28 protein-coding genes are annotated in these 25,750 nt (G+C 43.8%); 3 read left to right on the top strand and 25 right to left on the bottom strand.

Features of this window, described 5'->3' with window-relative positions:
* The first annotated feature begins 223 nt into the window (after positions 1-223).
* Both FYJ39_RS02175 and FYJ39_RS02170 read left to right on the top strand, forming a co-directional pair.
* Positions 224-1,288 carry a tyrosine-type recombinase/integrase gene (locus FYJ39_RS02175; protein WP_154470814.1) on the top strand — a complete coding sequence of 355 codons (1,065 nt, stop codon included), beginning with the start codon at positions 224-226 and terminating at the stop codon, positions 1,286-1,288.
* A gap of 74 nt (positions 1,289-1,362) precedes the next feature.
* Entirely contained in the window at positions 1,363-2,256 is an 894-nt protein-coding gene (locus FYJ39_RS02170; protein ID WP_154470813.1) for a LysR family transcriptional regulator, read from the top strand.
* A 55-nt stretch (positions 2,257-2,311) separates the two neighbouring features.
* Here the strand turns inward: FYJ39_RS02170 and atpC are convergent, their stop codons facing one another.
* The 9 genes from atpC to yneA form a co-directional block, all read right to left on the bottom strand.
* A complete protein-coding gene (atpC, locus tag FYJ39_RS02165) occupies positions 2,312-2,725 on the bottom strand; it encodes an ATP synthase F1 subunit epsilon (protein WP_154470812.1) in 414 nt (137 codons plus the stop codon).
* A 110-nt stretch (positions 2,726-2,835) separates the two neighbouring features.
* Complete coding sequence (gene atpD, locus FYJ39_RS02160) at positions 2,836-4,233, bottom strand: F0F1 ATP synthase subunit beta (RefSeq protein WP_154470811.1); 1,398 nt, start codon at positions 4,231-4,233, stop codon at positions 2,836-2,838.
* A 12-nt stretch (positions 4,234-4,245) separates the two neighbouring features.
* Complete coding sequence (gene atpG, locus FYJ39_RS02155; protein ID WP_154470810.1) at positions 4,246-5,136, bottom strand: ATP synthase F1 subunit gamma; 891 nt, start codon at positions 5,134-5,136, stop codon at positions 4,246-4,248.
* A gap of 16 nt (positions 5,137-5,152) precedes the next feature.
* Positions 5,153-6,661, bottom strand: coding sequence for a F0F1 ATP synthase subunit alpha (atpA, locus tag FYJ39_RS02150; RefSeq protein WP_154470809.1), 1,509 nt, complete (start codon positions 6,659-6,661; stop codon positions 5,153-5,155).
* 10 nt (positions 6,662-6,671) lie between these two features.
* On the bottom strand, positions 6,672-7,187 hold the full coding sequence (locus FYJ39_RS02145) for a F0F1 ATP synthase subunit delta (RefSeq protein ID WP_154470808.1): 516 nt from the start codon (positions 7,185-7,187) through the stop codon (positions 6,672-6,674).
* Entirely contained in the window at positions 7,180-7,671 is a 492-nt protein-coding gene (atpF, locus tag FYJ39_RS02140; RefSeq protein ID WP_154470807.1) for a F0F1 ATP synthase subunit B, read from the bottom strand. The genes FYJ39_RS02145 and atpF overlap by 8 nt, the downstream gene beginning before the upstream one ends.
* A 24-nt stretch (positions 7,672-7,695) precedes the next feature.
* Positions 7,696-7,920, bottom strand: coding sequence for an ATP synthase F0 subunit C (gene atpE / locus FYJ39_RS02135; RefSeq protein WP_154470806.1), 225 nt, complete (start codon positions 7,918-7,920; stop codon positions 7,696-7,698).
* 46 nt (positions 7,921-7,966) lie between these two features.
* The gene (locus FYJ39_RS02130; RefSeq protein WP_154470805.1) at positions 7,967-8,656 is read right to left on the bottom strand and encodes a F0F1 ATP synthase subunit A; all 690 of its coding nucleotides are present in this window, start codon (positions 8,654-8,656) and stop codon (positions 7,967-7,969) included.
* A gap of 425 nt (positions 8,657-9,081) precedes the next feature.
* Entirely contained in the window at positions 9,082-9,426 is a 345-nt protein-coding gene (yneA, locus tag FYJ39_RS02125) for a cell division suppressor protein YneA (RefSeq protein ID WP_235919701.1), read from the bottom strand.
* A 183-nt stretch (positions 9,427-9,609) separates the two neighbouring features.
* Between yneA and lexA the strand changes: the two genes are divergently transcribed.
* Entirely contained in the window at positions 9,610-10,224 is a 615-nt protein-coding gene (gene lexA / locus FYJ39_RS02120; RefSeq protein WP_154470804.1) for a transcriptional repressor LexA, read from the top strand.
* 274 nt (positions 10,225-10,498) lie between these two features.
* Here lexA and rsfS read toward each other — a convergent pair whose 3' ends face one another.
* From rsfS to FYJ39_RS02040, 16 genes are all read right to left on the bottom strand, one after another.
* The gene (gene rsfS, locus FYJ39_RS02115) at positions 10,499-10,849 is read right to left on the bottom strand and encodes a ribosome silencing factor (RefSeq protein ID WP_154470803.1); all 351 of its coding nucleotides are present in this window, start codon (positions 10,847-10,849) and stop codon (positions 10,499-10,501) included.
* 12 nt (positions 10,850-10,861) lie between these two features.
* Positions 10,862-11,449 carry a bis(5'-nucleosyl)-tetraphosphatase (symmetrical) YqeK gene (gene yqeK / locus FYJ39_RS02110; protein ID WP_154470802.1) on the bottom strand — a complete coding sequence of 196 codons (588 nt, stop codon included), beginning with the start codon at positions 11,447-11,449 and terminating at the stop codon, positions 10,862-10,864.
* A 30-nt stretch (positions 11,450-11,479) separates the two neighbouring features.
* Positions 11,480-12,094 (bottom strand): nicotinate-nucleotide adenylyltransferase, encoded by a 615-nt coding sequence (gene nadD / locus FYJ39_RS02105; RefSeq protein ID WP_154470801.1) that lies wholly within the window; start codon positions 12,092-12,094, stop codon positions 11,480-11,482.
* A gap of 81 nt (positions 12,095-12,175) precedes the next feature.
* Positions 12,176-12,475 (bottom strand): ribosome assembly RNA-binding protein YhbY, encoded by a 300-nt coding sequence (gene yhbY, locus FYJ39_RS02100; protein WP_154470800.1) that lies wholly within the window; start codon positions 12,473-12,475, stop codon positions 12,176-12,178.
* A gap of 67 nt (positions 12,476-12,542) precedes the next feature.
* A complete protein-coding gene (gene obgE / locus FYJ39_RS02095) occupies positions 12,543-13,832 on the bottom strand; it encodes a GTPase ObgE (protein ID WP_154470799.1) in 1,290 nt (429 codons plus the stop codon).
* Positions 13,833-13,939: 107 nt separating this feature from the next.
* On the bottom strand, positions 13,940-14,230 hold the full coding sequence (rpmA, locus tag FYJ39_RS02090; protein ID WP_007864521.1) for a 50S ribosomal protein L27: 291 nt from the start codon (positions 14,228-14,230) through the stop codon (positions 13,940-13,942).
* Between the two features lie 3 nt (positions 14,231-14,233).
* Positions 14,234-14,575, bottom strand: coding sequence for a ribosomal-processing cysteine protease Prp (locus FYJ39_RS02085; protein ID WP_154470798.1), 342 nt, complete (start codon positions 14,573-14,575; stop codon positions 14,234-14,236).
* Between the two features lie 11 nt (positions 14,576-14,586).
* On the bottom strand, positions 14,587-14,895 hold the full coding sequence (gene rplU, locus FYJ39_RS02080; RefSeq protein ID WP_154470797.1) for a 50S ribosomal protein L21: 309 nt from the start codon (positions 14,893-14,895) through the stop codon (positions 14,587-14,589).
* A gap of 479 nt (positions 14,896-15,374) precedes the next feature.
* Positions 15,375-16,814, bottom strand: a complete 1,440-nt coding sequence (locus FYJ39_RS02075) for a TrkH family potassium uptake protein (RefSeq protein WP_154470796.1) — start codon at positions 16,812-16,814, stop codon at positions 15,375-15,377.
* Positions 16,815-16,827: 13 nt separating this feature from the next.
* The gene (trkA, locus tag FYJ39_RS02070) at positions 16,828-18,183 is read right to left on the bottom strand and encodes a Trk system potassium transporter TrkA (RefSeq protein WP_154470795.1); all 1,356 of its coding nucleotides are present in this window, start codon (positions 18,181-18,183) and stop codon (positions 16,828-16,830) included.
* A gap of 34 nt (positions 18,184-18,217) precedes the next feature.
* Positions 18,218-19,405 carry a ribonuclease E/G gene (locus FYJ39_RS02065; RefSeq protein ID WP_154470794.1) on the bottom strand — a complete coding sequence of 396 codons (1,188 nt, stop codon included), beginning with the start codon at positions 19,403-19,405 and terminating at the stop codon, positions 18,218-18,220.
* Positions 19,405-20,151 (bottom strand): TIGR03936 family radical SAM-associated protein, encoded by a 747-nt coding sequence (locus FYJ39_RS02060; protein ID WP_154470793.1) that lies wholly within the window; start codon positions 20,149-20,151, stop codon positions 19,405-19,407. The genes FYJ39_RS02065 and FYJ39_RS02060 overlap by 1 nt, the downstream gene beginning before the upstream one ends.
* A gap of 115 nt (positions 20,152-20,266) precedes the next feature.
* The gene (locus FYJ39_RS02055; RefSeq protein WP_154470792.1) at positions 20,267-22,129 is read right to left on the bottom strand and encodes a TIGR03960 family B12-binding radical SAM protein; all 1,863 of its coding nucleotides are present in this window, start codon (positions 22,127-22,129) and stop codon (positions 20,267-20,269) included.
* 694 nt (positions 22,130-22,823) lie between these two features.
* Positions 22,824-23,561 carry a tyrosine-protein phosphatase gene (locus tag FYJ39_RS02050; protein ID WP_154470791.1) on the bottom strand — a complete coding sequence of 246 codons (738 nt, stop codon included), beginning with the start codon at positions 23,559-23,561 and terminating at the stop codon, positions 22,824-22,826.
* A gap of 17 nt (positions 23,562-23,578) precedes the next feature.
* Positions 23,579-24,427 carry an ABC transporter permease gene (locus FYJ39_RS02045; RefSeq protein ID WP_154470790.1) on the bottom strand — a complete coding sequence of 283 codons (849 nt, stop codon included), beginning with the start codon at positions 24,425-24,427 and terminating at the stop codon, positions 23,579-23,581.
* A gap of 82 nt (positions 24,428-24,509) precedes the next feature.
* Positions 24,510-25,706 carry an extracellular solute-binding protein gene (locus FYJ39_RS02040; RefSeq protein ID WP_154470789.1) on the bottom strand — a complete coding sequence of 399 codons (1,197 nt, stop codon included), beginning with the start codon at positions 25,704-25,706 and terminating at the stop codon, positions 24,510-24,512.
* Between the last annotated feature and the right edge of the window lie 44 nt (positions 25,707-25,750).

Here is a 25,750-nt window from a genome sequence, read left to right as displayed (position 1 = left end):
CTTACGGCGGTTCATGAGAAGGTGTCGGATGTCTTATCGGATTTTAAGTTGCTTTAATGGCGGTGTTCGTGTATACTTAATTAAATAGAGGGAAACTATTCGTTCTTGTCTAGTTTAACGAATAGTTTAATTCTTAAACCTAATAAATCCTTAAAAAGGTTATGCATATAAGTAAACTACAACCTTTTTTAAGAAATGCACAAGAAATGAGGTATTTATACCCATGAGCAATTTATCATATCATGAACAAATAGACAAAGAAAATATTTTAAAGCTCCGCAATTTAATCAAAAGCCTTCCTCCCTTCTGCTCTGATTTTTTTCGTGGAATTGAGCCAAGGACTTCCTCCAGAACCAGAATTGCATATGCATACGATCTTCATGTTTTTTTCAATTTTTTACAGAAAGAGAATCCAGTTCTTTCAAAGCTTAAATTAAAGGATATTTCTCTTGACTATCTGGAACAGCTTTCGGTAACTGATTTTGAGGAATATATGGAGTACTTAAAATATCGCTTTAATGAGAAAAAGCAGGAAGTTATGAATAAGGAACGAGGCATTATGCGCAAGATTTCTTCTTTAAAAAGCTTCTATAATTATTTTTATCGCAATGAACGTATAAAAAACAATCCAGCGGCTCTGGTTCAGCTTCCTAAGCTTCATGAAAAAGAAATCATTCGTTTGGATGTAGATGAGGTTGCACTTCTTCTGGATGCTGTTGAACATGGGAATAAATTGACGGACAAACAAAAAAACTTCCATCATAAGACAAAAAGACGCGATTTGGCTCTCCTTACGCTTCTGCTTGGAACAGGGATTAGAGTCTCAGAATGTGTGGGACTTAATATTGCTGACATTGACTTTAAAAATGGCGGCATTCGGATTTACCGTAAGGGAGGTAAGGAGGTTACTGTTTATTTTGGCACCGAGGTTGAGGATGCTCTCCTGGATTATCTGGAGGAACGTAAGCGAATTATTCCAGAGAATGGACATGAAGATGCATGTTTCCTCTCTCTTCAGCGTAAGCGCATGTCCGTCCGAAGTGTAGAAAATCTTGTAAAGAAATACGCATGTACTATAGCACCTCTAAAGCCCATTACCCCGCATAAATTGCGCAGTACTTACGGTACTAATCTCTATCGAGAAACAGGCGACATATATCTGGTTGCAGATGTATTAGGACATTCAGACGTTAATACTACCAAACGGCATTACGCTGCCCTGGAAGATGAACGCCGAAGAAACGCCAGAAACAAGGTAAAGCTTCGTGAAACTAAATCATTAACGTAGCGTTGCACTTTTGCCGGTATACTTACCCAGGCGTAAATCTCTTCCTATAAATATAAGTACATTGAGGTAAAACCATGGAATTATTACAATTACGATATTTTCTCACAGCCGCTCAATATGAGCACATGACAAAAGCAGCTGAGCAACTTCAAATAGCACAGCCTGCGCTTTCTCAGGCTATACATCGTCTGGAAACAGAACTGGGAGTTTCTCTTTTTGAACGCAAAAATCGCAGCATTGAGCTAAATGATGCAGGAAAGCTTCTCCAGAAGCGCCTTCTTCCTCTTATAAGTGCCCTGGACCGGATTCCGCAAGAATTAAAAGAGGGCCAGTACCAAGCCAGCCATACGATCCATTTGAAGCTTCTGGCAGCCTCTACTCTGATTACCAATCGAATCATTGCTTATCGAGCTCTGCGTCCTGACGTAAACTTTCAGCTGTATCAGTCGGCAGACACCCAAGCGGATTTTGACCTGTGTGTTTCAGCCGTCCGATCCGATCAGCCCAATGAGGAATACCCAAATGCCATGGTTATGCTGGAGGAGGAGCTTTATCTGGCGGTTCCTGCTCACTCTCCTTACGGGAACAAGGACTCCATCCGTCTGTCGGAAACCAGAAATGCTGGCTATATATGCCTGGCCGGCTCCCGGCCTATACGCCAAATATGCAACAGCTATTTTTCCGAAGCAGATTTCACTCCCAATGTTATTTTTGAAAGTGACACTACTGAATCTGTGCGCAATCTGATAGCTGCAGGTCTGGGCATCGGTTTCTGGCCTCAGTATTCCTGGGGGCCCTTAACCTCTGACTGGGGGCCGATGGCCGCCCATTCTCCAGTAAAGCTTCTTCCTATCAAGGATCAGGTTTGCAGAAGGCAGATTATACTCATGTGTTCACCGCATGGGAATGATAACCCCATTGTAAAGGATTTCTGCAGCTTTCTTATTCAGAATTCAAAATGGCTGTAGGAAGCAGGAAAATTCAGTCGGAACTTTTTCAGGTTAAACGCAGCGTATCATGTTATTATAGTTCTTTTAGGTGGCTTCCCTTCAGCCTGCTCAAAGCTCGTGCCATAGATGCCTGAGACATTTTAAATTCTCTAAGACTCTGCTTTTGACGAAGCTGCTCCTTCGCCCTGGCCAGAGCCTCTCTGGCTCGAGCCTCATCAATATCCTCAGGCCGCTCAGCCGTATCTACAAGAATAATAATCCGGTTATTAGCAACCTGCACGATTCCCCGTCCTGTAATCGCCTTGCGCCAGTTCCCCTCTCCCACAGGCCGAAACCGAACCTCTCCTTCTTTTGTTGCCAGAATCATAGCCTCATGGTGAGGCAATATACCCACCTCTCCGTCCTCAGCCGGAACCGCCAGAGACTCGCACCTCCCACTGAAAAACACGTGATCACTGGCGACAATTTTGAGATAAAATGATGTCATATACGCCAAGCTCCTTTCTGAACATATACTGGGCTGCTGAAAAATAGGTTTTCACGAAAAAACTGTTTTTATTTGATCGATCTCTATTTTGCAACAGCTCCACTATTCTATCATTCCTGATGCTCCATTAATCTTGCCTTTTCAATCACATCATCAATGGTTCCCACGTTAAAGAAAGCGGCCTCTGGATATGAATCCATCTCTCCATCTATAATAGCCTTAAATCCTCGTATCGTTTCCTTTACAGGCACATACTTTCCAGGAATGCCTGTAAAGTTTTCCGCTACGTGGAAAGGCTGTGACAAAAATCTTTGAATCTTTCTGGCACGGTTTACTGTCAGCTTATCTTCCTCCGACAATTCTTCCATACCCAGAATTGCGATAATATCCTGAAGCTCCTTATATTTCTGAAGCATCTGCTGTACCCTTCCAGCAACCTCATAATGCTCCTGCCCCACTACATCCGCCTCCAAAATGCGGGAAGTGGACTCCAGAGGGTCAACAGCCGGATAGATACCCTGCTCTACAATCTTTCTGGAAAGGACTGTGGTTGCGTCCAGATGTGCAAAGGTAGTAGCGGGAGCCGGGTCGGTTAAGTCATCTGCTGGTACATAAACAGCCTGTACAGAGGTAACAGAACCGTTCTTTGTGGAAGCGATTCTCTCCTGAAGCTCACCTACTTCAGTAGCCAGAGTCGGCTGGTAGCCTACTGCTGACGGCATACGTCCAAGAAGTGCGGACACCTCGGAGCCTGCCTGAACAAAGCGGAAGATATTATCAATGAACAACAATACATTCTGATGCTCCACATCTCTGAAATACTCTGCCATCGTTAGACCTGTTTCAGCTACCCGCATACGTGCGCCCGGCGGTTCATTCATTTGCCCAAATACTAAGGCCGTCTTTTCTAAGACACCGGACTCCCCCATCTCGGACCACAGGTCATTTCCCTCACGGGAACGCTCCCCAACACCTGTAAAGATAGAATAGCCGCCATGTTCGGTTGCAATATTTGTTATCAGTTCCTGGATTAAAACTGTTTTACCTACACCGGCACCGCCAAAAAGGCCAATTTTTCCGCCCTTAGCATAGGGAGCCAACAAATCAATGACTTTGATTCCTGTCTCCAGCATTTCTACAACAGGACTCTGATCCTCAAAGGAGGGAGGATCGCGGTGAATCACCCATTTCTCCTCTCCATCCAGGCTTTCTCCCCCATCAATGGTTTCTCCAAGAACGTTAAAGAGACGTCCAAGGGTTTTCCTGCCTACAGGAACCTGGATACCTGCTCCTGTGGGTTCCACTTCCATATCCTTGCACAAGCCGTCACTGGATGCCAGCATAATACAGCGAACTACATTTCCTCCTATATGCTGGGCCACCTCCATTATACACCGCTTTCCCTGGTTATTAACTGCCAATGCATCCTTTATATGCGGAAGATGGTCATCTTCAAAAGCCACGTCAACCACAGGTCCCATAACCTGTATAATTTTTCCCTTGCTCATGACTGCCTCCTTCTATCCTTTTTTTCTCTGGGCTTTTGCACCACTTATTACCTCAGTTATCTCCTGGGTAATAGCTGCCTGGCGCACCCGGTTATATTCAATGGTCAAATCATTTAATATTGCGTTGGCATTGTCACTGGCTGATTGCATGGCCATCATTCTGGCATTCTGCTCACTGCAGAAGGACTCTACCAATGCGCCGAACACAAAGCCTGTAATATAGTTGGGAACTACATTTTCCAGAACTGCCTCAGGCGAAGGAAACATCTGTATCTCCTCCTGAATAATGTCCGCCGGAATCACAATGTCGCTGAAATCTTCACGTTTTAGAGGAAGAAGCTGTTCCAGCTGGGCCTCCATCTTCATGCTGTTAATCATCTGAGTAAAAAGAATCCATACTTCATCCAGGTTTTTATTCTGATACTCCTCCAGTACAGTGGAGGCAATCATTCTTGCCCTGTGCATTGTAGGATTCTGTACTGTATAGTGAAACTGTTCTTCTACACGGATATGCTTTGAACCAAAATAATGACGTCCCATCTCTCCCACTACATAGAGCCTGTGATTTTTGCTTTCATTCATCCATTCATGGGCAATCTTAAGAACATTATGGTTGTAGGAGCCGGCCAGCCCTTTATCTCCGGTAATGACAATTAATGCCTTTATTCTCTCCTCCTCCTTCCGCTCTCCTCCAGAGGTAAAATAGAAATGCTCCATCTCCGGCATATGGCGTAAAATCCGGTGAATTACATCCTGAAGGGTATAAAAGTAGGGCTCTGTCTCATCCAGAAGCTTCCTGCTTTTTTTTAGTTTCGTAGAAGAAATCAGATACATGGCATTGGTAATTTTCTTAGTGTCCTGGACGCTTTTCATACGGCTCAGGATTTCTCTTGCATTTGCCATAGAAACTCCTTCTTATTCAAATTGATGCCTTATAGTCATTAGCATAGTCCACGATTTTCTGGGTCAGTTTATCAGTCAGCACTTTGACTTCGTCAATTTCTTTTCCGATTTCCGGATGCTTTTCATCAAACCATTCCAGCATATTCATCTGAAATTCCTTTATCCTTTCCACATCTACAGAAAGCATTACTTTATGGGTTGCAGTGCAGAGTGTGATCACCTGCTCATGAAGACTTAAGGGTCTTCCAAGAGGCTGCTTTAAAAGCTCCATCAAGCGTTTTCCATAGGCCAGCTGCTCTTTGGTAGCTTCGTCCAAATCCGAACTGAATTGAGTAAACACTTCCATCTCTCTGTACTGGGCCAAATCAATACGAATACTGCCAGAGGCTTTTTTCATAGCCTTTGTCTGGGCAGCTCCACCCACACGGGACACAGATAAACCAACGTTTACAGCTGGTCTCATGCCTGAAAAAAACAGGTCGCTTTCCAGAAATATCTGACCGTCTGTGATCGAAATAACATTGGTAGGAATATAAGCAGATACATCTCCCGCCTGGGTTTCTATTATTGGGAGGGCTGTAATAGAACCTCCGCCCTTCTCATCACTCAATCGACTGGAACGCTCCAGCAGTCGGGAATGAAGATAAAATACATCTCCCGGATAAGCCTCACGTCCTGGAGAACGCTCCAAAAGCAGGGACAACGCACGGTATGCCACCGCATGCTTTGACAGATCATCATAGACAATCAGTACATCTTTTCCCTGATACATAAAAAACTCAGCCATAGCTGTACCGGAATAAGGAGCTATGTACTGAAGAGGCGCCGGCTCGCTGGCCGTGGAAGAAACGACGATGGTGTAATCCATGGCTCCTCCCTTCTTAAGAGTGGACACCAGTTTTGCTACAGTGGATGCCTTCTGACCGATAGCAACATAGATGCATATGACATCTTTACCCCTTTGATTTAAAATGGTATCAACTGCAATGGAGGTTTTACCTGTTTGACGATCACCGATAATTAGCTCTCTTTGTCCGCGTCCAATGGGAAACATGGAATCAATGGCCAGGATACCAGTTTCCATTGGAACGCTTACAGATTTTCTGTCTACAATGCTGGGGGCATCTTCCTCTACTGGACGGTAATCCTCTTCTTTTATGGGGCCAAGACCGTCAATTGGGTCACCCAAAGAGTTAACTACCCGACCTAAAAATTCACTTCCAACAGGTACTCCGGCCCTCTTTTTCGTGCGAACTACCTTTGTGCCTTGGGCTACCTCTGTATCCTTACCAAATAAGATTACGCCCATTTCATCTTTTCGGATATCCTGGACCATTCCCCGGACACCGTTTTCAAACACTACAATCTCTCCATACATGGCATGATGAATTCCATAAACAATGGCAATGCCATCTCCTACCCAAATAACAGAGCCAACCTCCTGCTCTTGACCGCTATGGGTATCAAACTGTTCAATTTCACTTTTTATAATGGAGATAATTTCCTGGGAACTGATTGTACTCATATCAAGACTCCTATCCTGCTACCGCCTGAGACAGTCTGCTTATCTGACCTCTCAGGCTGTAATCATATTCTATATCTCCCGTCTTGAGAATAAATCCGCCTATCAGAGCCGGTTCTTCCACAAGAACAAGGAGTACATCCCTTTTGCCATGGTGCCTACATAAAAAGTTTTTCATTCCTGCAATCTGGGCTTCATCCGGCATGGTTACATAATGAAGCTCCGCCTCCATAGTTCCTTCTGCTTTCAGAGCGCAGGCTCTGGCAGACTCTACTATATCCTCCATCTGTCCGATGCAGCCCGCATCACAGGCCTTCTTTAAAAAACGAACCATCAGGGAGGAAAATGCAGGCTCCCTGAATACTTTTTCTATTATTATGTATTTATTTTTTATCGGAACCACAGGACTTGTGAGAGCTTCCTTTAAATCAGAATTACTACCAATAAGCCTGGCTGCTTCCTGGCCCATAGGTAGAGGAATTTCAAGCTCATACAATACGGTTCCGTATATTCCTGCCTTCTCAGTCATGTCCTTCACCTGCTTCTGCTAAAAAACGAGTATATCGGCTTCGGTCATCTTCTGGCCTGCTCTGTTCCCTCAATAGCTTTGCAGCAGCTGTCATAGCCAGTCCAGCTACGCCAGCCTGAAGATCGCTCATGGCTTTTTCCCGCTCCAGAGCAATCGCCTTCTCTGCATCTTCTATCTGTCTGGAAGAATCTAATCTGGCCTGTTCTATAATCTTATCATAAGCCTCACCTGCTTTGGCTTTTGCATCAGCAATCAATCTTGCTGCTTCTGCCTCTGCATTTCCTATGGAAGCCTCATACTGTCCCTTCATCTGCTCCGCTTCCTTTTTGGCCTGGCTGGCTTTATCCAGATCCGCCTCTATCATGGCTTTCCGTTCTTCCATGATCCTGCTAATCGGGCCAAAAAGAAAATGCCTCATAAAGAGATACAAAACCAAAATATTAATGACTGTACAGGCTATGTTCCAAATGCTTATATTTAACATATTCAAACGCCTTCCTGTCCAAGATTATTTTAAAAACAGAATAATTAAAAGACCGATAACAAAGCCATAAATAGCAGTTGCCTCAGCCAGGGCACATCCCAGCAGAAGGGCCTTTGTAATCTTTCCGTCGGCCTCTGGCTGTCTGGCGATAGCATCCACTGCTTTAGAGGTGGCCATGCCAATGCCGATGCCTGCTCCAATACCTGTAATAACTGCCACTGCTGCTCCTAATGCGATTAATCCTGTCATAATATGATTCTCCTTTTCCTCAATCTTTTTCAAAAAGTTTGGTTGATTATTCTTCTATTGCCTCTTTTATATATAAGGACGTAAGGAATACAAACACATAAGCCTGTATCACTCCATCAAATATATCAAAATAAAAACTAAAAGGCAGCGGTACAATAAGAGGTAGCAAATGCTTAATCAGCGCCATAACTACAATCGCCCCCAGCACATTGCCGAACAACCGCATGCACAGGGACAAAGGCCGGATAAAAAGCTCCAAAACATTAATGGGAGCAATAATAGCAATGGGCTCTGCAAAGCTCTTAAGCCATCCCTTTACCCCCTTTTTCCGAATTCCTGCCGCTTCCACAAGAATGATGCTCATCACAGCCAAGCTGATTGTCACATTCAAATCCTTAGTTGGAGACTTGAAACCAAAGAGACCAATCATATTAGCTATTCCTATGTAGATAACAATGGTAATGAGATAGGGAATATAGGCCTTTCCCCCCTTCCCGAGCAAGCTCTGGAAAAAATCATACAGAAAAGAAATTCCACTTTCCAGAGCTGCCTGTCTGCTGTTAATCTGTCTGACCTTCAGATTGTGGACCAGAATCAGAGATAGCACCATAATTACTGCCATAATAATCCAGGTAACCACCACAGATTCCAGCACTTCAATTCCGCCGAATATCGGAATTGTAAAGACTGTATTGCAATTCAGCTCTTCCATGAGAGATTCCACTAAACCGTCCATTCTTCTAACCTCCTTTCTCTTTCTTCCGCACTGCCCTATTATAGTCACTGTATTATATAATTTCAAATACATAATATTTATAAATTAATAATATTAATGTTATGAAATAGAACATTATACAAAAGGCCTGATGATTCAATCTGATTTTTGTATAGGATTTTTGATGAAATCTGGCTTCTTTTAACCCCCCTTTTACGGGCGGAAAAAATCTTTCACTATTTCCATCTTGATTTTTTGTAAAATATATGTAAGCTATTTTTATAATCCTACAGGAACTAAAATTGTTTAAACAGCTTTACAGCATCTTTATTACTGCAAAAAATAAAAGGCAACGTAATATTATATATCATAGTTCACATATTACATTGCCTTCAATCCAATTTTCATTCTGAAAATGTCAGATTGATTATATTATTGTCCACGTGTCATTTAAAGTATACTATCGTAAGATACTGTCCTGTGTGGATCGTATCTTTTTTCAAATTGTTCATCTGCTTTAACTGGTTTACATATTCATGGGTATTCATAGAGCTTCCTTCCTTATATTTGCTGGCAATTCCCCACAAGCTGTCCCCTTTCTGAATCTGAATACTCTTATAATAGGGTGTAGCTGCCCTTTTGTCCTCCTTTGCCATGGAAATAAGCATGGTACGGCCCATAAATATAATTACGAAAAGCAATATTGCAATACAGGTAATGACCAGCCTTCTAGTCCCCATCCCTTTCATCACTGCCTGCTTGTTTGTTGATATTCTACTGCGTGTATCCATATCCATACCTCCCTAAGGCGGTTCTCTCATGCGCGCAATCAAGAACGTTTGTTCTTGTGTATGTCTATATAATACTGCCAGAACAAATGTTTGTCAAGAGTTTTAACAAAAAAACGAACAAAAGTTTGCATTTTTATTGAACGTATGTTACTATATAATTTAGAAAAAGCAGGAGGTTAGGTTATGACTCAGGAGAAAGCGACTTCTAAACAGCAAGAGATATTAGAATACATAAAAGATACGATATTAAGGAAGGGATACCCTCCGGCAGTCCGTGAGATATGTGAAGCAGTCCATCTTAAATCCACTTCCTCCGTGCATTCCCATCTCTCTGCCCTGGAGGAGAAGGGCTATATAAGACGTGACCCCACAAAGCCAAGAACCATTGAGATTCTGGACGACACCTTTAATTTCAACCGCCGTGAGATGGTGAACATTCCTCTTATCGGCACGGTAGCAGCCGGGGAACCTATTATAGCGGAGGAACGGATTGAGGATTATTTTCCATTTCCCGCAGAAAATCTGCCGAACGCGGAAACCTTTATGCTGAAAGTAAAGGGAGAAAGCATGGTAAATGCAGGAATTCTGCCAGGAGATCAGCTGATTGTAGAGCAGCGTTCTACTGCCATTAATGGGGAGATTGTAGTGGCCCTAGTGGACGATTCCGCTACTGTAAAGCGTTTCTTTAAGGAGAAAAACTATTACCGCCTTCAGCCGGAGAATGACGCTATGGAGCCTATCATATCCGATCATGTGGAGATACTTGGGAAAGTCATCGGATTAATCAGGATGATGTAACTGACATAGGGTAAATTTTAAGTATACAGAACCTACTAAACGGGACTGTTATCAAACAGGGCTTCATAATGCTGCACAAAAACACGGTTCCAGCAACTAAAAAGTCACTTGGAACCGTGTCCGTTTGTTTAAAAAGGAAGATTTTTTGTCAATTTAATATCGCATTTCTTGCAGCGATTTTTCAGTCTTACCGGTTCAGACACACTTAAGGGGATCTCTGCCTTCTTACAAGCCCCTTTGAACCGTCGCTTTTACATTCCCGGAATTTCTATCATTATAAATCCTTTACATCAATAAAGGTTCTGCCGTCTCTCCAGATTCGCTCCAAATCGTAGAACAGACGATCCTCCTTACAGAAAATATGGATAATCACATCCTTATAATCCATCAGAATCCAGTTCGCATTCTGATAACCTTCAATCTGCTTTTTCTCGCAGCCTGCTTTCTCCAGAACTTCTTCCACATTGTCAGCCATGGCCTGAACCTGGCTTGGGTTGCTTCCGTCAGCAATAATAAAATAATCTGCCAGTACGGACACTGCCTGAATATCGATGATTTTGATATCTTCACCTTTTTTGTCACTCAGGGCCTGGTAGGCCAGTTTCACCATTTCCTTTGAATTCATTTCTGTCTCCTTTCAGCTATTCGTAAGCTTTTTAAAGTATTCATATGCTTCTACTGTAACAGGGTTTATGGTTCCGCCCTTCTTTTTCAGATAATCCAAGGTGCTGGATAAAATCATAGACATAGCCCTGTCCAGACTGGTAAACGCCATCTTTCGTACGTTTGGAAGTTCCGACGCCTTGCAGCGCCTAGGCTCAATATAATCCGCTATATAAAGAATTTTGTCCAGAACAGTCATTGCAGGCCTACCGGTAGTATGGCAGCGTATGGCATCCAGAATCTCTCGGTCTGCAATGTGATACTTATGTTCAGCCAGCCATGCTCCGTACTTAGCGTGAATTACAGGCAGTGTATCCAGTTCAGCTTCGGTGAGCTCTATCCCATGCTTCATACATTTTTTAAAAATTACCTCATCAGGATACCGCTTTCCACAGTCATGCATCAATCCAGCTAGCTCCGCTTTATTCATGTCATAACCGTGGTACATAGCCAGATTTAAGCAAGTAAAAGACACACTAAGAGAATGCTCATATCGCATAGGCTCCAGCTTAGACTTTAACTTTGTCCGAAGCATCATAATCTGATCATATTGATATTCCATATAACTATCTCCTTTGCTGCTGTCACAAGTTTATTCGCTGTCCCGGTAGAGTCTATGGTCAATAATATAATCGGCGACTGCCGCCGGGACATAGTTCCTAATGGAGCGTCCCTCCGCTACTGCCCTTCGTATCTCCTCAGAGGAAATATCTATCTCAGGAATATGAAGGGGATAAATCTTAGCTTTATACTTCTCTGTCAGATAGCGGATCTGCGACTCAAAGGAGCGATGCCAACTTCGGTACGTCCGTCCGGCAGCCAGAATCACCGTGTGCTTCATCACAAGCTCTGGATGATGCCACTGCTCTATCTCATATAAGGAATCAGCGCCTACAATAAAATAAAATTCATGTTCTCTGTAAGCTTCTCTCAAAAGGGCAAGGGTCTGGGCTGTATAAGTTGCTCCCTCTCTCTTTATCTCAAAATCAGAACACAAGAAATAGGGAGTATCTGCGACTGCCAGCTTTACCATATCCCAACGCATCTCTCCCTCTGTAACCCTATGATCTCTTTTATGCGGCGGTATACCAGAAGGCATAAACCATATGCTTTCCAGCCCGAATTCCCAGTATGCACCAGTTCCTATTCTCAAATGTCCATTGTGAATGGGGTCAAATGTTCCTCCCAGAACTCCTATTTTTGCCATAGAAATCCCTCTTTTAACAAACCTTAGTTAACATATTCTTTTTATGTTAATCAAAACCATAAATCTGTGTATCCAGACCATTTATTTTTCCGGCAAACGAATCTTACGCTTTGTCTCATCCTTAGCCGGACGATACAGAACAATTTTTCTTCCGATTACCTGAACCACCTGGGAATGGGTTCGTTCTGCCAGTTTCTCCGCAATGGAGCGTCCATCATCCAGACAATTCTTTAATACGGTAATCTTTACTAGTTCTCTTGCTTCCAGCGCCTCATCTACAGCCTGGGTAATCTCCGGCGTAAGACTTGACTTTCCAATCTGGAATACAGGAACAATATTCATTGCCAAGCCCTTTAAATAGGCTCTCTGCTTACTCGTCATATGAACTCCTTCTATTGTTATATCTAGGTGTATCGGTTGAAAGGAACTATTTCAGCCCCCTTGTTATCTACTTGTAGTAATCAAATTCCAGCCCATACATACGGACTGTATCCCCTTCTTCTATTCCAGCCTTCTCCAGATCATCCAGAATGCCGGTAGACTTTAGGAATTTTTGAAAAAAATCAAACCCCTTCTCTGAATCCAGATTGGTATAGCCCAGCATTTTCTCAATTCTGGGACCTTCCACCACAAAGGCTCCGTCCTGCGCCCTTTCCACTGCGTAAGGCAGGCTGCGATCTCCCTGGTATTGAATTTCAAATTCCTTTTCAAATATAAGAGGCCCGTTATCCGCCGTCTTAAGCAGCTCATTTACATGAAAAAGCAGCTCCTTAACGCCCTGCCTAGTAACAGCAGAGATAGGAAATACCTTTATGCCCTGAGGCTCGAATTCCTTACGGAGCATTGTTACAATGCTGTCTGAAGCCCTATGATCATACACTGCATCCATCTTATTAGCCGCAATCACCTGGGGACGGGTAAGCAGCTGTGGATTGTACGCCTCCAGCTCTCGGTTGATGATCCGTATATCCTCCAGAGGGTCCCTGCCCTCAACAGAAGCTCCATCCACTACATGAACCAAAACCCTGGTTCTTTCAATGTGCTTTAAAAAGGTATGTCCCAGTCCTATACCTTCGGAAGCGCCTTCTATCAGTCCTGGTATATCTGCCATCACAAAGCCTTCCCCATCACTCAAATCTACTACCCCCAGATGAGGGTTCAGAGTCGTAAAATGGTAATTGGCTATCTCCGGCTTTGCGTTACTGACTATAGACAGCAAGGTGGATTTTCCTACATTGGGGAATCCTACCAGCCCTACGTCTGCAATCACCTTAAGCTCCAACTGTACCCAAAGCTCCTGTCCTGGCTGACCGGGCTGAGCGTACTTGGGCACCTGCATGGTGGAGGTAGCAAAATGCATATTACCAAGACCGCCTCTTCCGCCTTTAAGAATGACCTCCCGCTGGTTATCCTTAGACATATCAGCAATAACCTTGCCGGATTCAAAATCCTTAATCACAGTTCCTTCCGGCACCTTTACAATTAAATCCTGTGCGTCAGCGCCGTGACAGCGTCTTTTGCCGCCTGGTTCTCCGTCTTTGGCAGCATATTTGCGGATATGCCGAAAATCCACAAGTGTATTCTTCCCCTTATCCACCTGAAAAATTACATCTCCGCCCCGGCCTCCATCTCCGCCGTCTGGTCCTCCGTTAGCAATATACAGTTCCCGTCGGAAGGATACATGGCCGTCTCCCCCCTTACCGGACTTAATAAAAACTTTTGCACTATCGGCAAACATACATCGCACCTCCTGTGGTGTGTTTCGAAAGAAGTCTGCTGCCGTCAGCCTTCTTTCGCGCTATTGATAAAAGGAGCTCCATACGGTAAGTATGAAGCCCCTAAGAATTATTCGTTAATTGCCCTTGGATATACAGAAACCTGCTTTCTGTCTCTGCCCTTTCTTTCAAACTTAACAACTCCGTCTACTAAAGCAAATAAGGTGTCGTCACCGCCCTTGCCTACATTGTTGCCAGGATGAATATGGGTTCCACGCTGTCTGTACAGGATATTGCCTGCCAGTACAAACTGTCCGTCAGCCCTCTTGGCGCCCAGTCTTTTGGCCTCAGAGTCTCTGCCGTTTTTGGTAGAGCCAACACCCTTCTTATGAGCGAATAATTGAAGGTTCATCTTTAACATATCTTACACCTCCTCAAATCTGATATTAATATATGATTTTCCATAATCCCTCTCAATATTCTGAAGTCCCAGAACAAGAGAGTTCATAAGGAGCTGCGATTCAGGACTTATCTCAGAAGTGAAGAGGAACTCAAACTGTACGTTCTCCTCCCCTGCCCTTCCCTCAAATTTGTCTTCCGTAAATGCCTCAACAGAGTTAAAAAAGTTAAGTGCTAATGCAGAAACTGCCGCACAGATGATATCCTCGCCTTCCACGGCATAGCCTGCATGTCCCTCCATAAGGATGCCTTTGTAGAGGACATTGCCTGAATCTATGGAATGTTTTAATACAGTTGTTTTAATCATACCGGCTGGTATTAAGCATTGATCTTGTCAATTTTAACCTGGGTATAGAGCTGTCTGTGGCCGTTCTTTTTGTGATAGCCCGTTTTCCTCTTATACTTGTAAACGATAACTTTCTTGCCTTTTCCTTCCTTTTCAACCGTTGCAGTAACCGTTGCACCGGAAACAGTTGGGCATCCAATTCGCAGCTCGCCATTGTTTACAGCCAAAACCTGGTCGAATGTTACGGTTTCGCCTGCGCCTGCGCCCAGCCTTTCAACCTTAATGACATCGCCTTCCGCTACCTTGTACTGCTTTCCGCCTGTTGCAATAATCGCGTACATATAAAGGCACCTCCTATAATCATTACTCGCCAGCTTTGGTGTCCTGCCAGCATCTTCTTAAAAACGGACAGAATCTTAGAACCTCGCTGTGCGGCATACTTATGTATATTAACATTTCTTCCTGGAAATGTCAACTGGATTTTTTGGGGGAGCTGATTCCCTCTATAATCCCCCTGCATATATGCTTTTGCTGCATTGATATTATATTCCTCTTTTTTATCTCTTCCGTCTCACTTGAAGTTCTGTATGCCAATCTTTTCATATACGTTAACATCCCCACGGAGATTTTATATACTCTTCTAATTTTTCCAACTTTTTTCTTTGGCATCGAACCGTTGTATATGATAGAAATTCACCTTTCTTAACAAAAGAACTGGCAAGGCGATTATGTCTAACCGCAGATACATTCATATGGTAATACAAATCACTACACTTATATATATTTCGGCACAAATTAAAAATGTAAAAACGCCGTTCCTCTAACGCTGCTTCCACGTTCCAGGCGACATAATCACCAGCATGGGGAACAGTTCCAGCCTTCCTGCCAGCATATCAAAGATAAGCACCGTTTTGGACAGATAGGACAAGGAGGAATAATTGGACACCGGCCCTACCATGGACATGCCGGGGCCAATATTGTTCAGGTTTGCGGCCACCGCAGAGAAAGAGGTCATAAAATCAAAGTTATCCAGACTTACAATCAACAGGGAAATGCCAAATATCAGAAAATATAAAATAATGTAAGCATTCAGCGACCTGAGAACATTGTGATCCAGAGCCTTCCCTTCATATTTGAGGACCTTCACGCTGCGCGGATGAATAACTGCCGACATCTCCTTTTTCACTTCCTTGAAAGCAATCATAACACGGGATACCTTCATACCGCCGCCTGTGCTGCCCGCGCAGGCTCCAATAAACATAATTAAAAGCAGAATGCACTTGGAAAATTCCGGCCACTGATTGTAATCCACAGTAGCATAGCCGGTGGTTGTGATGATGGAGGAGACCTGGAAAGCCGCCTGGTGAAAGGCCATAAACAGGCTGGGAAACAGAGAGCGGATATTAATGGTAATCAGGAGAATGGAGATAGCAACAGCTGCCAGATATCCTCTTAATTCCTCGCACCGAAAGGCCTCTCTGGGCCGGCGAATCAACATTAAAAAATATACGTTAAAATTCACTCCAAAAAGCAGCATAAAAACCGTGATGACTCCCTGCTGATATATCGTATAGCCTGCCTGACCAAAATTGCGGCAGGAAAAGCCACCTGTACCAGCCGCTCCAAAGCTCATACAGATACTGTCAAAAAGGGGCATACCGCCGGCTAACAGAAGAATCACCATTACAATGGTCATGCCAAGATAAATGGAATAGAGCAGCTTGGCAGTAATACGAAGCTTCGGAACCAGCTTTCCCACAGAAGGTCCGGGGCTTTCCGCACGCATAATATGCATATTGTAATCGCCTGCCATAGGAAGAATGGCAAGAATAAACACCAGAATTCCCATGCCTCCGATCCAATGTGAAAAGCTTCTCCACATAAGGGTGGCTCTGGACATGTCCTCTACCTGGGGAATAATACTAGATCCAGTCGTTGTAAAGCCGGACACTATCTCAAACATAGCGTCAATTATATGGGGAATCTCCCCACTGATAACAAAGGGCATACAGCCGAAAAAGCTAAGGACAATCCAGCCGAAAGCTACGGTAACAAAGCCCTCTCTGGCAAAAAACATCGTTAGCCTGGGCTTTTTTCTGGTACAAAAAAAGCCAATTAATCCGCAGACCGCAGCTACTCCCAGATAGATAAAACCAATAGATTCCCTGTAAATGGCGGCTGTCATCACAGGCAGCAGCATAAACAGGGCTTCTATGTTCATAATCCAGCCCAGCATATAGATAATAATATTGAAATTCATACTCTGCCCGCCTTTATCTTAAGATATCCTTTAAATCATTAAGCCCTGTATGAGTCGTTACAATAATTACTGTATCTCCGGCTTCCAGGGTGTCCTTTCCCCTAGGGGTAATAATCATTCCGTTCCGGTTAATGCAGGCTACCAAAAGATTATCCTTAAGCTTCATATGCTCCAGAGGTATCCCCAGAAGAGGATCGTCCTTTTTAACACGAAATTCCAGGGCTTCTGCTTTGTCAGCTACAATTTTATAAAGAGTTTCTACATTACTGCCCATGGAATTTTGCATAGCCCGGACATATTGAAGAATAATATCAGCCGTTAGCATTTTAGGATAGATTACACTTCCTAAATTCAGAGAATTAATTACATTTTCAAATGCAATTTTATTTACTTTTGTAATCAGCTTGGCCTTGGACCGGCTTGCTGCATACAAAGAGAGCATGATATTCTCCTCGTCAAAGCCTGTCAGGGAGGCAAATGCCTCTGTCCGGCAAATTCCCTCCTCCAAAAGGAGCTGTTGATCCGAACCGTCGCCGTGAATAATCATAACATTGGGAAGAAGCTCGCTTAATTCTCTGCAACGCCCGGCATCCCGTTCTATAATGGTAATCTTAAGCTTAGTATCTGACAGAAGCTTGGTCAGATAATAAGTCAGCTTTCCACCACCTACAAACATAGCTCTATTTACCGTGTTGTTCTCAATGCCAGCTTTTTGGAAAAACTCTGCCAAATCAGCATGGGATGCGATAAAGGAAATTTTGTCTCCTGTTCGCATCTCAAAATTACCGTCAGGGATCACCACGTCCTCTCCCCGCTCTACTGCGCAGATCAGGACATTGCTCTTAAGCTTGTTTACTACATCCATCACCTTCATCTGATCCAGAATGGATTCCTTGGGTATAAGGAACTTTAACAGCTCAATCCTGCCCTTTGCGAAGGGTTCAATTTTGATAGCGTTGGGAAAACGCAAAAGCCTGGCAATCTCCTGGGCTGCGGCCAGCTCCGGATTAATTGCCAAAGACAGGTTCAGCTCCTCTCGGATATAGTTAATTTCCGCAGAATACTCCGGGTTACGGATGCGGGCAATGGTGTGACAATTTCCAGCTTTCTTCGCTATGAGACAGCAGAGCATATTCAGCTCGTCGGAATTGGTGGTGGCTATGAGCAGATCCGCGTCTTGAATGCCTGCCTCCATCTGCACCTGATAAATGGCTCCGTTGCCGGTTATACACATCACATCAATGCTGTCTGACACAGACAGCAGCACATCAGGATCTCTGTCAATCAGGGTAATATCATGCTGCTCCCTGTTCAACTGCTCTGCCAAGGTTGTTCCCACCTTACCGCACCCTACAATTATAATCTTCATATTTACCTCTTTTACTCTCTTTGCGTTAAAATACTTATTCACAAACCTGCTCATAGAGCGGTTTTCTCTCTTTTTTTCGGGTCAGCTCCACCAGATTCAGCCTTGTCATGTCCACTACCGTTGTCTTTACAGGATCCTTTGAAACCGCCGCTTTAAGGTGATAAAGAAGCTTCTCCTTGTCCGCCTCCCGCTCCATATCAATAAAATCTATGATGATGATGCCGGAAAGATTGCGCAGTCTCAGCTGACGGGCGATTTCCCCAGCTGCCTCCATATTAATCTTGAAAATAGTATCCTGATGCTTTTTTTTGCCGGAATATTTGCCTGTATTGACATCAATCACGACCATGGCTTCCGTAGGCTCAATCACAAGATAGCCTCCGGATTTCAGCCATACATGCTTACTCAAAGCCTTTTCCACTGCCGTATCCAGGCTGTAGAGCTTTGCCATAGGAAGAAGTTTATCCTCATAAAAGACCAGTATATCCTCCTCTGCCTGCTGGTACTGTCCAAGATATTCTTTCAGCTGTTCGTGATATAACTCCTCATCTGTAACAATCTCTTGAATGGAACTGCCATAGGCGTCCCGTATAGCTGTAATATAAGCCGGAGGCGACTGATAGAGACAGGTGTAGCAGGTACGGCAGGCTGCGTCAGATAAAACCTTCCTGTACTGTGAGTTCAGAAGGTGAAGCTCGTCCAGTAAACCTTCTTCGGAAGCCTCTGGCCCGTTGGTACGGACGATAATTCCCATATCCTCCCCATAGGCTTCCATAGCTTTTTCCAAAAGCTGCCGTATTCTGGCTTTATAAGTTACATTCCCGATTTTTGCGGAAAAGCCGATTCCAGGCCTGCCAGCAGTAAGAACAAGAAATCTGCCTGCAAAGGAAAGTCTGCTTGTTAGTACCGGAGCCTTCGTCTTTACGCCATCCCTGATAACCTGAACAACGATCTCGTCTCCCGCTTTCAGCTTTTTTCCAGCAGAAGACACATATATATGATTGGGGTTTTCATCCAGACTGTAATAGCCGGTTTTATCCCTTCCTATATCAACAAAGGCTGCATTGATATTAGCCACAACCTTTTGAACCTTGCCGATATAAATATTATTTAGCATGGAAGTCCCATTGTCTGGCTCCAGCATTATCTGGGAAATACTTCCCTTCGACAGCGCCGCTGTACAGACCTTATTCCTCCAGCGGGTTACAATGATTTTATCCATTATCCTATTTCCTGTCCCAGGTCCTCCAATGAAATGAATCTGTGATCGCCAGCCTTCTTCTCAGCCTCTGAAGCCAGGTCTGTGTACACCTCCTCCCGGTGCAGCATAAACGCAAAGGGAGAGCGTTCCTGCCCCATATAGCTGTCATACGCATCCAAAAGTAATTCCGGCTTTACATTCACCAGACTGCCTGCAGACAGCTTCATAAAGAGAGCTGGTATTCCATTATCTGATTTTACAAGCCTCATCTCATAAATAAGAGGCTTTAAATCCAGCTGAGTCTGTCCTTTTTTTGTTTTTTTCGTAACGATTACAGATGGCTGGCTGAAATATTCTGACATTTCCTCAAACCACCGGGCTGCCCCCCTGTCCTCCGGTTCATATCCGGGACGGAAGGTCAGTGTATAATCAGCCGCCGCCACAATGGCCATGGCATTTCCCGCAGCTTCAGGCAGCTTCCTAAAGCTTACAACCTCAAAGCCTTCAGCCATAACCTCATTGAGACGTTTTACCATAGTCCGGGAGTCCCCGGTGCTCAGCACCTCAATATCCACATATTCGCCGCTGCTGGTAATACCTACGCCTAAGGGAGCCGCAAAGGACATAATCTGATGAGGACTAAAGCCTTCGCTGTAGCGGATGTCCACACCAGCTCTGCGGATAGCCTTCTGGAAATATCGCATTACATCCAGATGACCAATGAATTTCATGGCTCCATATTTTTTAAATTTAATTCGTATTTTCATTTTACAGCTTCCTTTTTTGTTCTTTCCAGGTCAGTCTGCCTATGGCGTCTGCACTCCTGACTTTACCCCCTTAATTCAAAGGCCAATAGGCGGCAGACAGCTAAACGGTATTTAATCATTTTACTTCAAAACAGACTCCGCAGCCAAAATCCTTTGCGCCGCAGCCTGAACAGCGCCTGCGGCAATTTGGCGTTTCTTTCTCTCCCAAAGCCTGCTTCCACTCCCTCTGTAAAAATTCCTTGGTCACCCCTGCATCAATAAAGTCCCAGGGAAACACCTCGTCTATACTGCGCTCACGGGTAGTATAAAAGCCGGGATTTACGCCGTAGGTTTCAAAAGCCTTCATCCATACCTCATTTTTAAAATACTCCGACCAGGAATCATAGACAGCCCCATTCCTGTAGGCTTCCTCAATTACAGCGCCAATTCTTCGGTCTCCTCTGGCCAGAACACCCTCCAGCACCGTAAGCTCAGCTTCATGCCAGTTATATTTCAGGCTCTTGAAATTTTTCATCTCCCTGAACTTGCCTCTGACAATGTTTGCCCGCTGTATAAACTCCTCCTGCGTACACATGGCGGCCCACTGGAAGGGCGTAAAGGGCTTAGGCACAAAGAAGGAGGAGCTGGCTACGACCTGAACCTTTCCGTTTCTCTGAGCCTTGGGAATCTCGTAATACGCTTCCGCAATCTTCTCAGACAGAAGTGCAATCCCCTCCATATCTTCCACCGTTTCCGTTGGAAGTCCCAGCATAAAATAAAGCTTTACCCGGTTCCAGCCAGCCTCAAAGGCATCTGTGGCTCCCTTAAGGATAATTTCTTCCGTAAGCCCCTTGTTGATCACATCCCGAAGCCTCTGGGAGCCTGCCTCCGGCGCAAACGTAAGGCTGCTCTTTTTAATATCCTGAACCTTACTCATAACATCCAGGGAAAAGGCGTCAATTCTTAAGGAGGGAAGAGAAATATTTACACCCTTGCCCTTAAATTCCTCGATAAGGAAATTCACCAGCCCTTCCAGCTGGCTGTAATCGCTGGAGCTTAAGGAGCTTAGAGAGATTTCCTCCTGTCCGGTGCTTTTCAGCATATCAGATGCGTACGTTTTCAGGTATTCCAGGCTGTGCTCTCTTAAAGGCCGGTACACATCTCCTGCCTGGCAAAAACGGCAGCCCCGGATACATCCTCTCTGTATTTCCAGAACCACTCTATCTTGGGTTACTTTTATATAAGGGACTAATGGCTTGTCTATATAGGGAACCCTGTCCAGGTCTGTTACGATAACCTTGCTTACAACCGGTTTGGCATGCGGATTGTTGGGGAGAAAGGTATCAATGGTTCCATCTGCCTTGTAGGTCACGTGATAGAAGGAAGGAACATAAATTCCCGGAAGCTGGGCAGCCATTTCTAGGAAATGCTTTCTTGTTCCTCCTGCCCTTTTATTCTCTTTATACCGATCCATCAATTCAAAATAAACAGCCTCACCCTCCCCAATATAAAAAAGGTCAAAAAAATCCGCTAACGGCTCTGGATTATAGGCGCAGGGCCCGCCTCCAATGACAATAGGATACTCCTCGGTTCTGTCGCAGGCGTGAAGCGGGATCTGGGATAACTCCAGCACCTGAAGCACATTGGTATAGCACATCTCATACTGAAGGGTAATGCCCAGAAAATCAAAATTCTTTACAGGCTCCTGGGTCTCCAAAGTAAAAAGAGGGATGCTCTTCTCACGCATAATCGGATCCAAATCCATCCAGGGTGAATAAACTCTCTCGCAGTACATGTCTTCCCGCTTATTAAACATAGAATAAAGAATCTGGATACCTAAATGGGACATCCCTATCTCATAAACGTCGGGAAACGCAAAAGCAAACCTTATGTCCACCTTAGACGGATTTTTGACAACCATGTTCACTTCTCCGCCAATATATCTGGCAGGCTGTTGGATAGACAAAAGTATTTCATCACTTAATGCTAATTTTCTCATTTTAGTTCCTTTTTGCTTGATTTTTTTATATTTCATGTAAATTCGGCTGATGTAATTCTGATGGAGAAAGGTATGTCCATGTCACAAAATGGACGTTTTTTCTTACCTTTTAAATTTTTCTTCAAAAGCGAGAATATCTGCGTGTCAAGGACACGTTTTTTGCCTTCTTACTTGTTTGATTTTTTTGTATGACGGACTGTACAAACAAAAACGTATCAATGCGTACAAACCATCACACAAAACAGCGTCAGATTACCCGTTTTTTCATGAAATCGTTCTGAATAAGTATATGTTATTTTGTTTAAACTGACAAGCCTTTCTAATAAATTACTCCAAAGCTTTCATAAACATCCATTTCAACGTTATAGCGGTAAATCATCTGCGTTGGATTCTTTATATATGCGTTACAGTGTACTCGAAAATACAGACAAAATCAAGAAAATACGTTCAGAGTTTGCAAAATATTTTTTCCGTTCAAATATCCCGGAATTATGGCACAAAAAGAACCGGTCGGAGGAAGCCCATCGTTTTCCGAGCAGCTAAAAAGCATCCTATGCGCAATACAGAAATGCCCGAGCGGTAAATGCAGGAAGAAGAAAAGACTTAGGAAAAGAGGAACCTCAGCGTTAAACACCAGAGCCCGGAGCAATTTATCTTTCATTAAATGGATCCGGGCTTTCTATTTTTTTATAACCTAAATGCTTTCTATAAACAATTCTCTCAACCGAGACAGTTCGTTTTCTGTAAGACCGCCAGCTTTAAGATAGCCTTCTGCCGATCCCCAGAATTTGTGTAAAAAATCCATGGCTTTTTTCATTTCTTCTGCAGGCGAGGTCAGGAGATCGTCAGGAACTTCTACATTTCTGCTCTGAAATTCTTCTTTCATCTTATTGTATAGCGGCTCCATATTCTGCGCACTGGTTTCATAGTCTGCAAGGCTCACTTCTTCCGACACACCACAGACGGAAAGCAGCAGCATCGCTGTGAGACCGGTTCTATCTTTTCCCACCGCGCAGTGGAACACCAGAGGCAAACCATTTTGTTCAATAAAAATTCGCATCACACGAACAAAGTCTTTCATATGCCTGGTTAGGATCAGTTTATATAATTCTGACAGAGAATCCGGATAAATCTCCCGTCCATCAATTTCAGCCTTCTTATCTGACATAGGTATATTATAATATGTAAAATCTTTTCCCAATGCATCTGGCTGCCGTATAGCTTCATTTTCATTTCGAAGGTCGATAATACAACGGATGTCATGTGCCAGCATCCACTGCCTGTCCTGATCACTTAGCAACTGCATACCATCCGAACGATAGAAAACGCCCTTTTTTGTCATGCCTTTCTTTGCCGGATAACCGCCCAAGTCTCTGAAGTTTCTGGGCCCATCCATTTTTACTGGTCTCTGAACTGTAAACTTTTTATCCATAATTTTACCTTTTTCTTTTATTTTACCGTCTGCCAGACTTCTTCTTTCATATTACTTTTAATATACACAACTGCACCACTAAGGCAGATAATAAACATCAGTACCGAGAGTGCGGCCGCCCGTTGATAGTCCAGATATGTATTGACCTGCTGATATAGAAGAATACCCAGCATTTTAGGATTATTTGGACCTGTCAGATAGGGAATGGTGAAGGAACCGATCTGTCCCATCAGGATGAATGTCGCTGCAACAATAATGTCTTTATATACCAAAGGCCAGATAATCTTTATCAAAATCATTTTCCAACCACATCCAGCGTCTTTCGCACTTTCCACATAAGAATCCGTTACATTAGACAGAGCCGCCGAAAGCAGCATAGCCGAAAATGGTATATTAAACCAGAGATTACACAGGATAATTCCTTTCATATCATAAAGCAGTCCCGGTTTATACATGATACCAAAAAGCTGAAGGAAACGATTAATAAAACCGGAATCTTTGATGATATTCATAACTGCATATACGGCTACGATTCCAGGAATGAACCGTGGCAGCAGATAGAGCCGTCCAATGATGCGGCTTATTGCACTTTTAGAAAATCTCAGATAAAGAGCCAGAAAAAAGCTGAGTATAACAGCAAGCAGCATGGTGCTTAGAGATTCTACCAGCGTAAATATAAGGCTTTCAAACGCTTCCGGGCTAGTAAGAAAATACCGATAGTTTGCCAGTGTAAAAGAACCATCAGCGGTTGAAAAAGACTGCACTACGGTATTGATAATTGGAAGGATGACTACCAGCAGCATAACCAGGAAGGCAGGCGTTACCATTAGGTACGGCAGGCATAATTTTATTTTTTTTTGTTTCATCGGTATATTTTCTCCCTTAAATTTGTCCGCATCCTTACGGATGCGGACATTTGCACATAGTTTCACAATCTAAATGAGGAATTTATCTAGCAAGACTTCCAATCTCTTCAGTCCAACGCTTGGAGATATCAGTTTGTATTGTGCCTATTGAGAAATAACGCATACTGCTCATATCTGTCTCAGCAAGCCAGTCTTCATGTTCAAGTCCCTCAAGTTTGGATGGATCCACAACCGGGGAAGCAAACATGGTATTCCAATCGATGGCCTGGGCTTCATAGCTCAGATAATAGTCAATTACGGAAAGGCAGGCTTCTTTGTCGCTGCCAATGGAAGGAATCATAAATCCTGCAAGGCCGCCTAAGAACGGTTCTTCCAACTGTGTGAGTTTAATGTTGTCAGGCAAAGTTTCCATATTCTTCTGGCTAAGCACCATATTTGCGAAAGCCGGGGTCATATCAATCTGTTTGGTGGCGAGCAAATCCAACACTCCCTGGTTTTTAATTGGATATTGCACCTTTCCTGCAGTCTGGTAAAGATAAGGATGAAGCTTTTCAAGCAGCGAGAAAGCATTATCCCATTCTTCGGTGTGTTCGGTTTCCCATTTGGGGTCATTAGAAAGCGCTGCTTCCTGCGGAAGCTGATTATATATGGTATTGGCAACAAATGAGAATCCAGAATTTCCCGTAGAAGGATCACAATAAGCAAAACGTCCTGGGTGTTCCTCTATCCACTGGTAAAGCTCATCTGCCGTTTTTGGTGGCTCAGAAACCACTTCCGAGTCATATGCAAGATACACACAAGTGCCTCTATACGGAATAAAATTAGTTCCAACAACATTATCTTTAAAAACAAGGTTATCATAATTTGGTATCTTCGAAGTATCAATATCATCAAAGAAATCTTCCTTTGTCCTAGATACAATCTTCGCGATAGCGCTGTCATCGAGAGCAATCAGATCAAAATCCGTATTCGTTTCTCCTGCCTGATATGTTGCAACCAGCCGGTCTTCCAGGCTCTGTTCACTGGTACCGGATACAACAAACTGTACTTCCACCTTCGCCTTGGTGTTGTATTTCGGATCTGCGTTATGAGCATCGGCAATAGTCTGCAGTGCTTCCCTTACCTCCTGCCCTCCGGCACCCCAGATTGTGACAGTTGGGACATCCTGTGAGACTTCTGCCTGTCCGGAGTTTGCGCAACCTGTAAGTGCGGCAGCGGCAAGACTTAAAACTGAAAGTCCACTCAGAATCCACGTTTTTCTACTTACTTTTTTCTTCATGATAGTTCTCCTCGTATAATAAGCCTATACCCCAGATATACAGG

The sequence above is a fragment of the Clostridium porci genome (assembly GCF_009696375.1).
Lineage (GTDB): Bacteria > Bacillota > Clostridia > Lachnospirales > Lachnospiraceae > Enterocloster > Enterocloster porci.
This window is presented reverse-complemented; position numbering and strand designations above follow the sequence as displayed.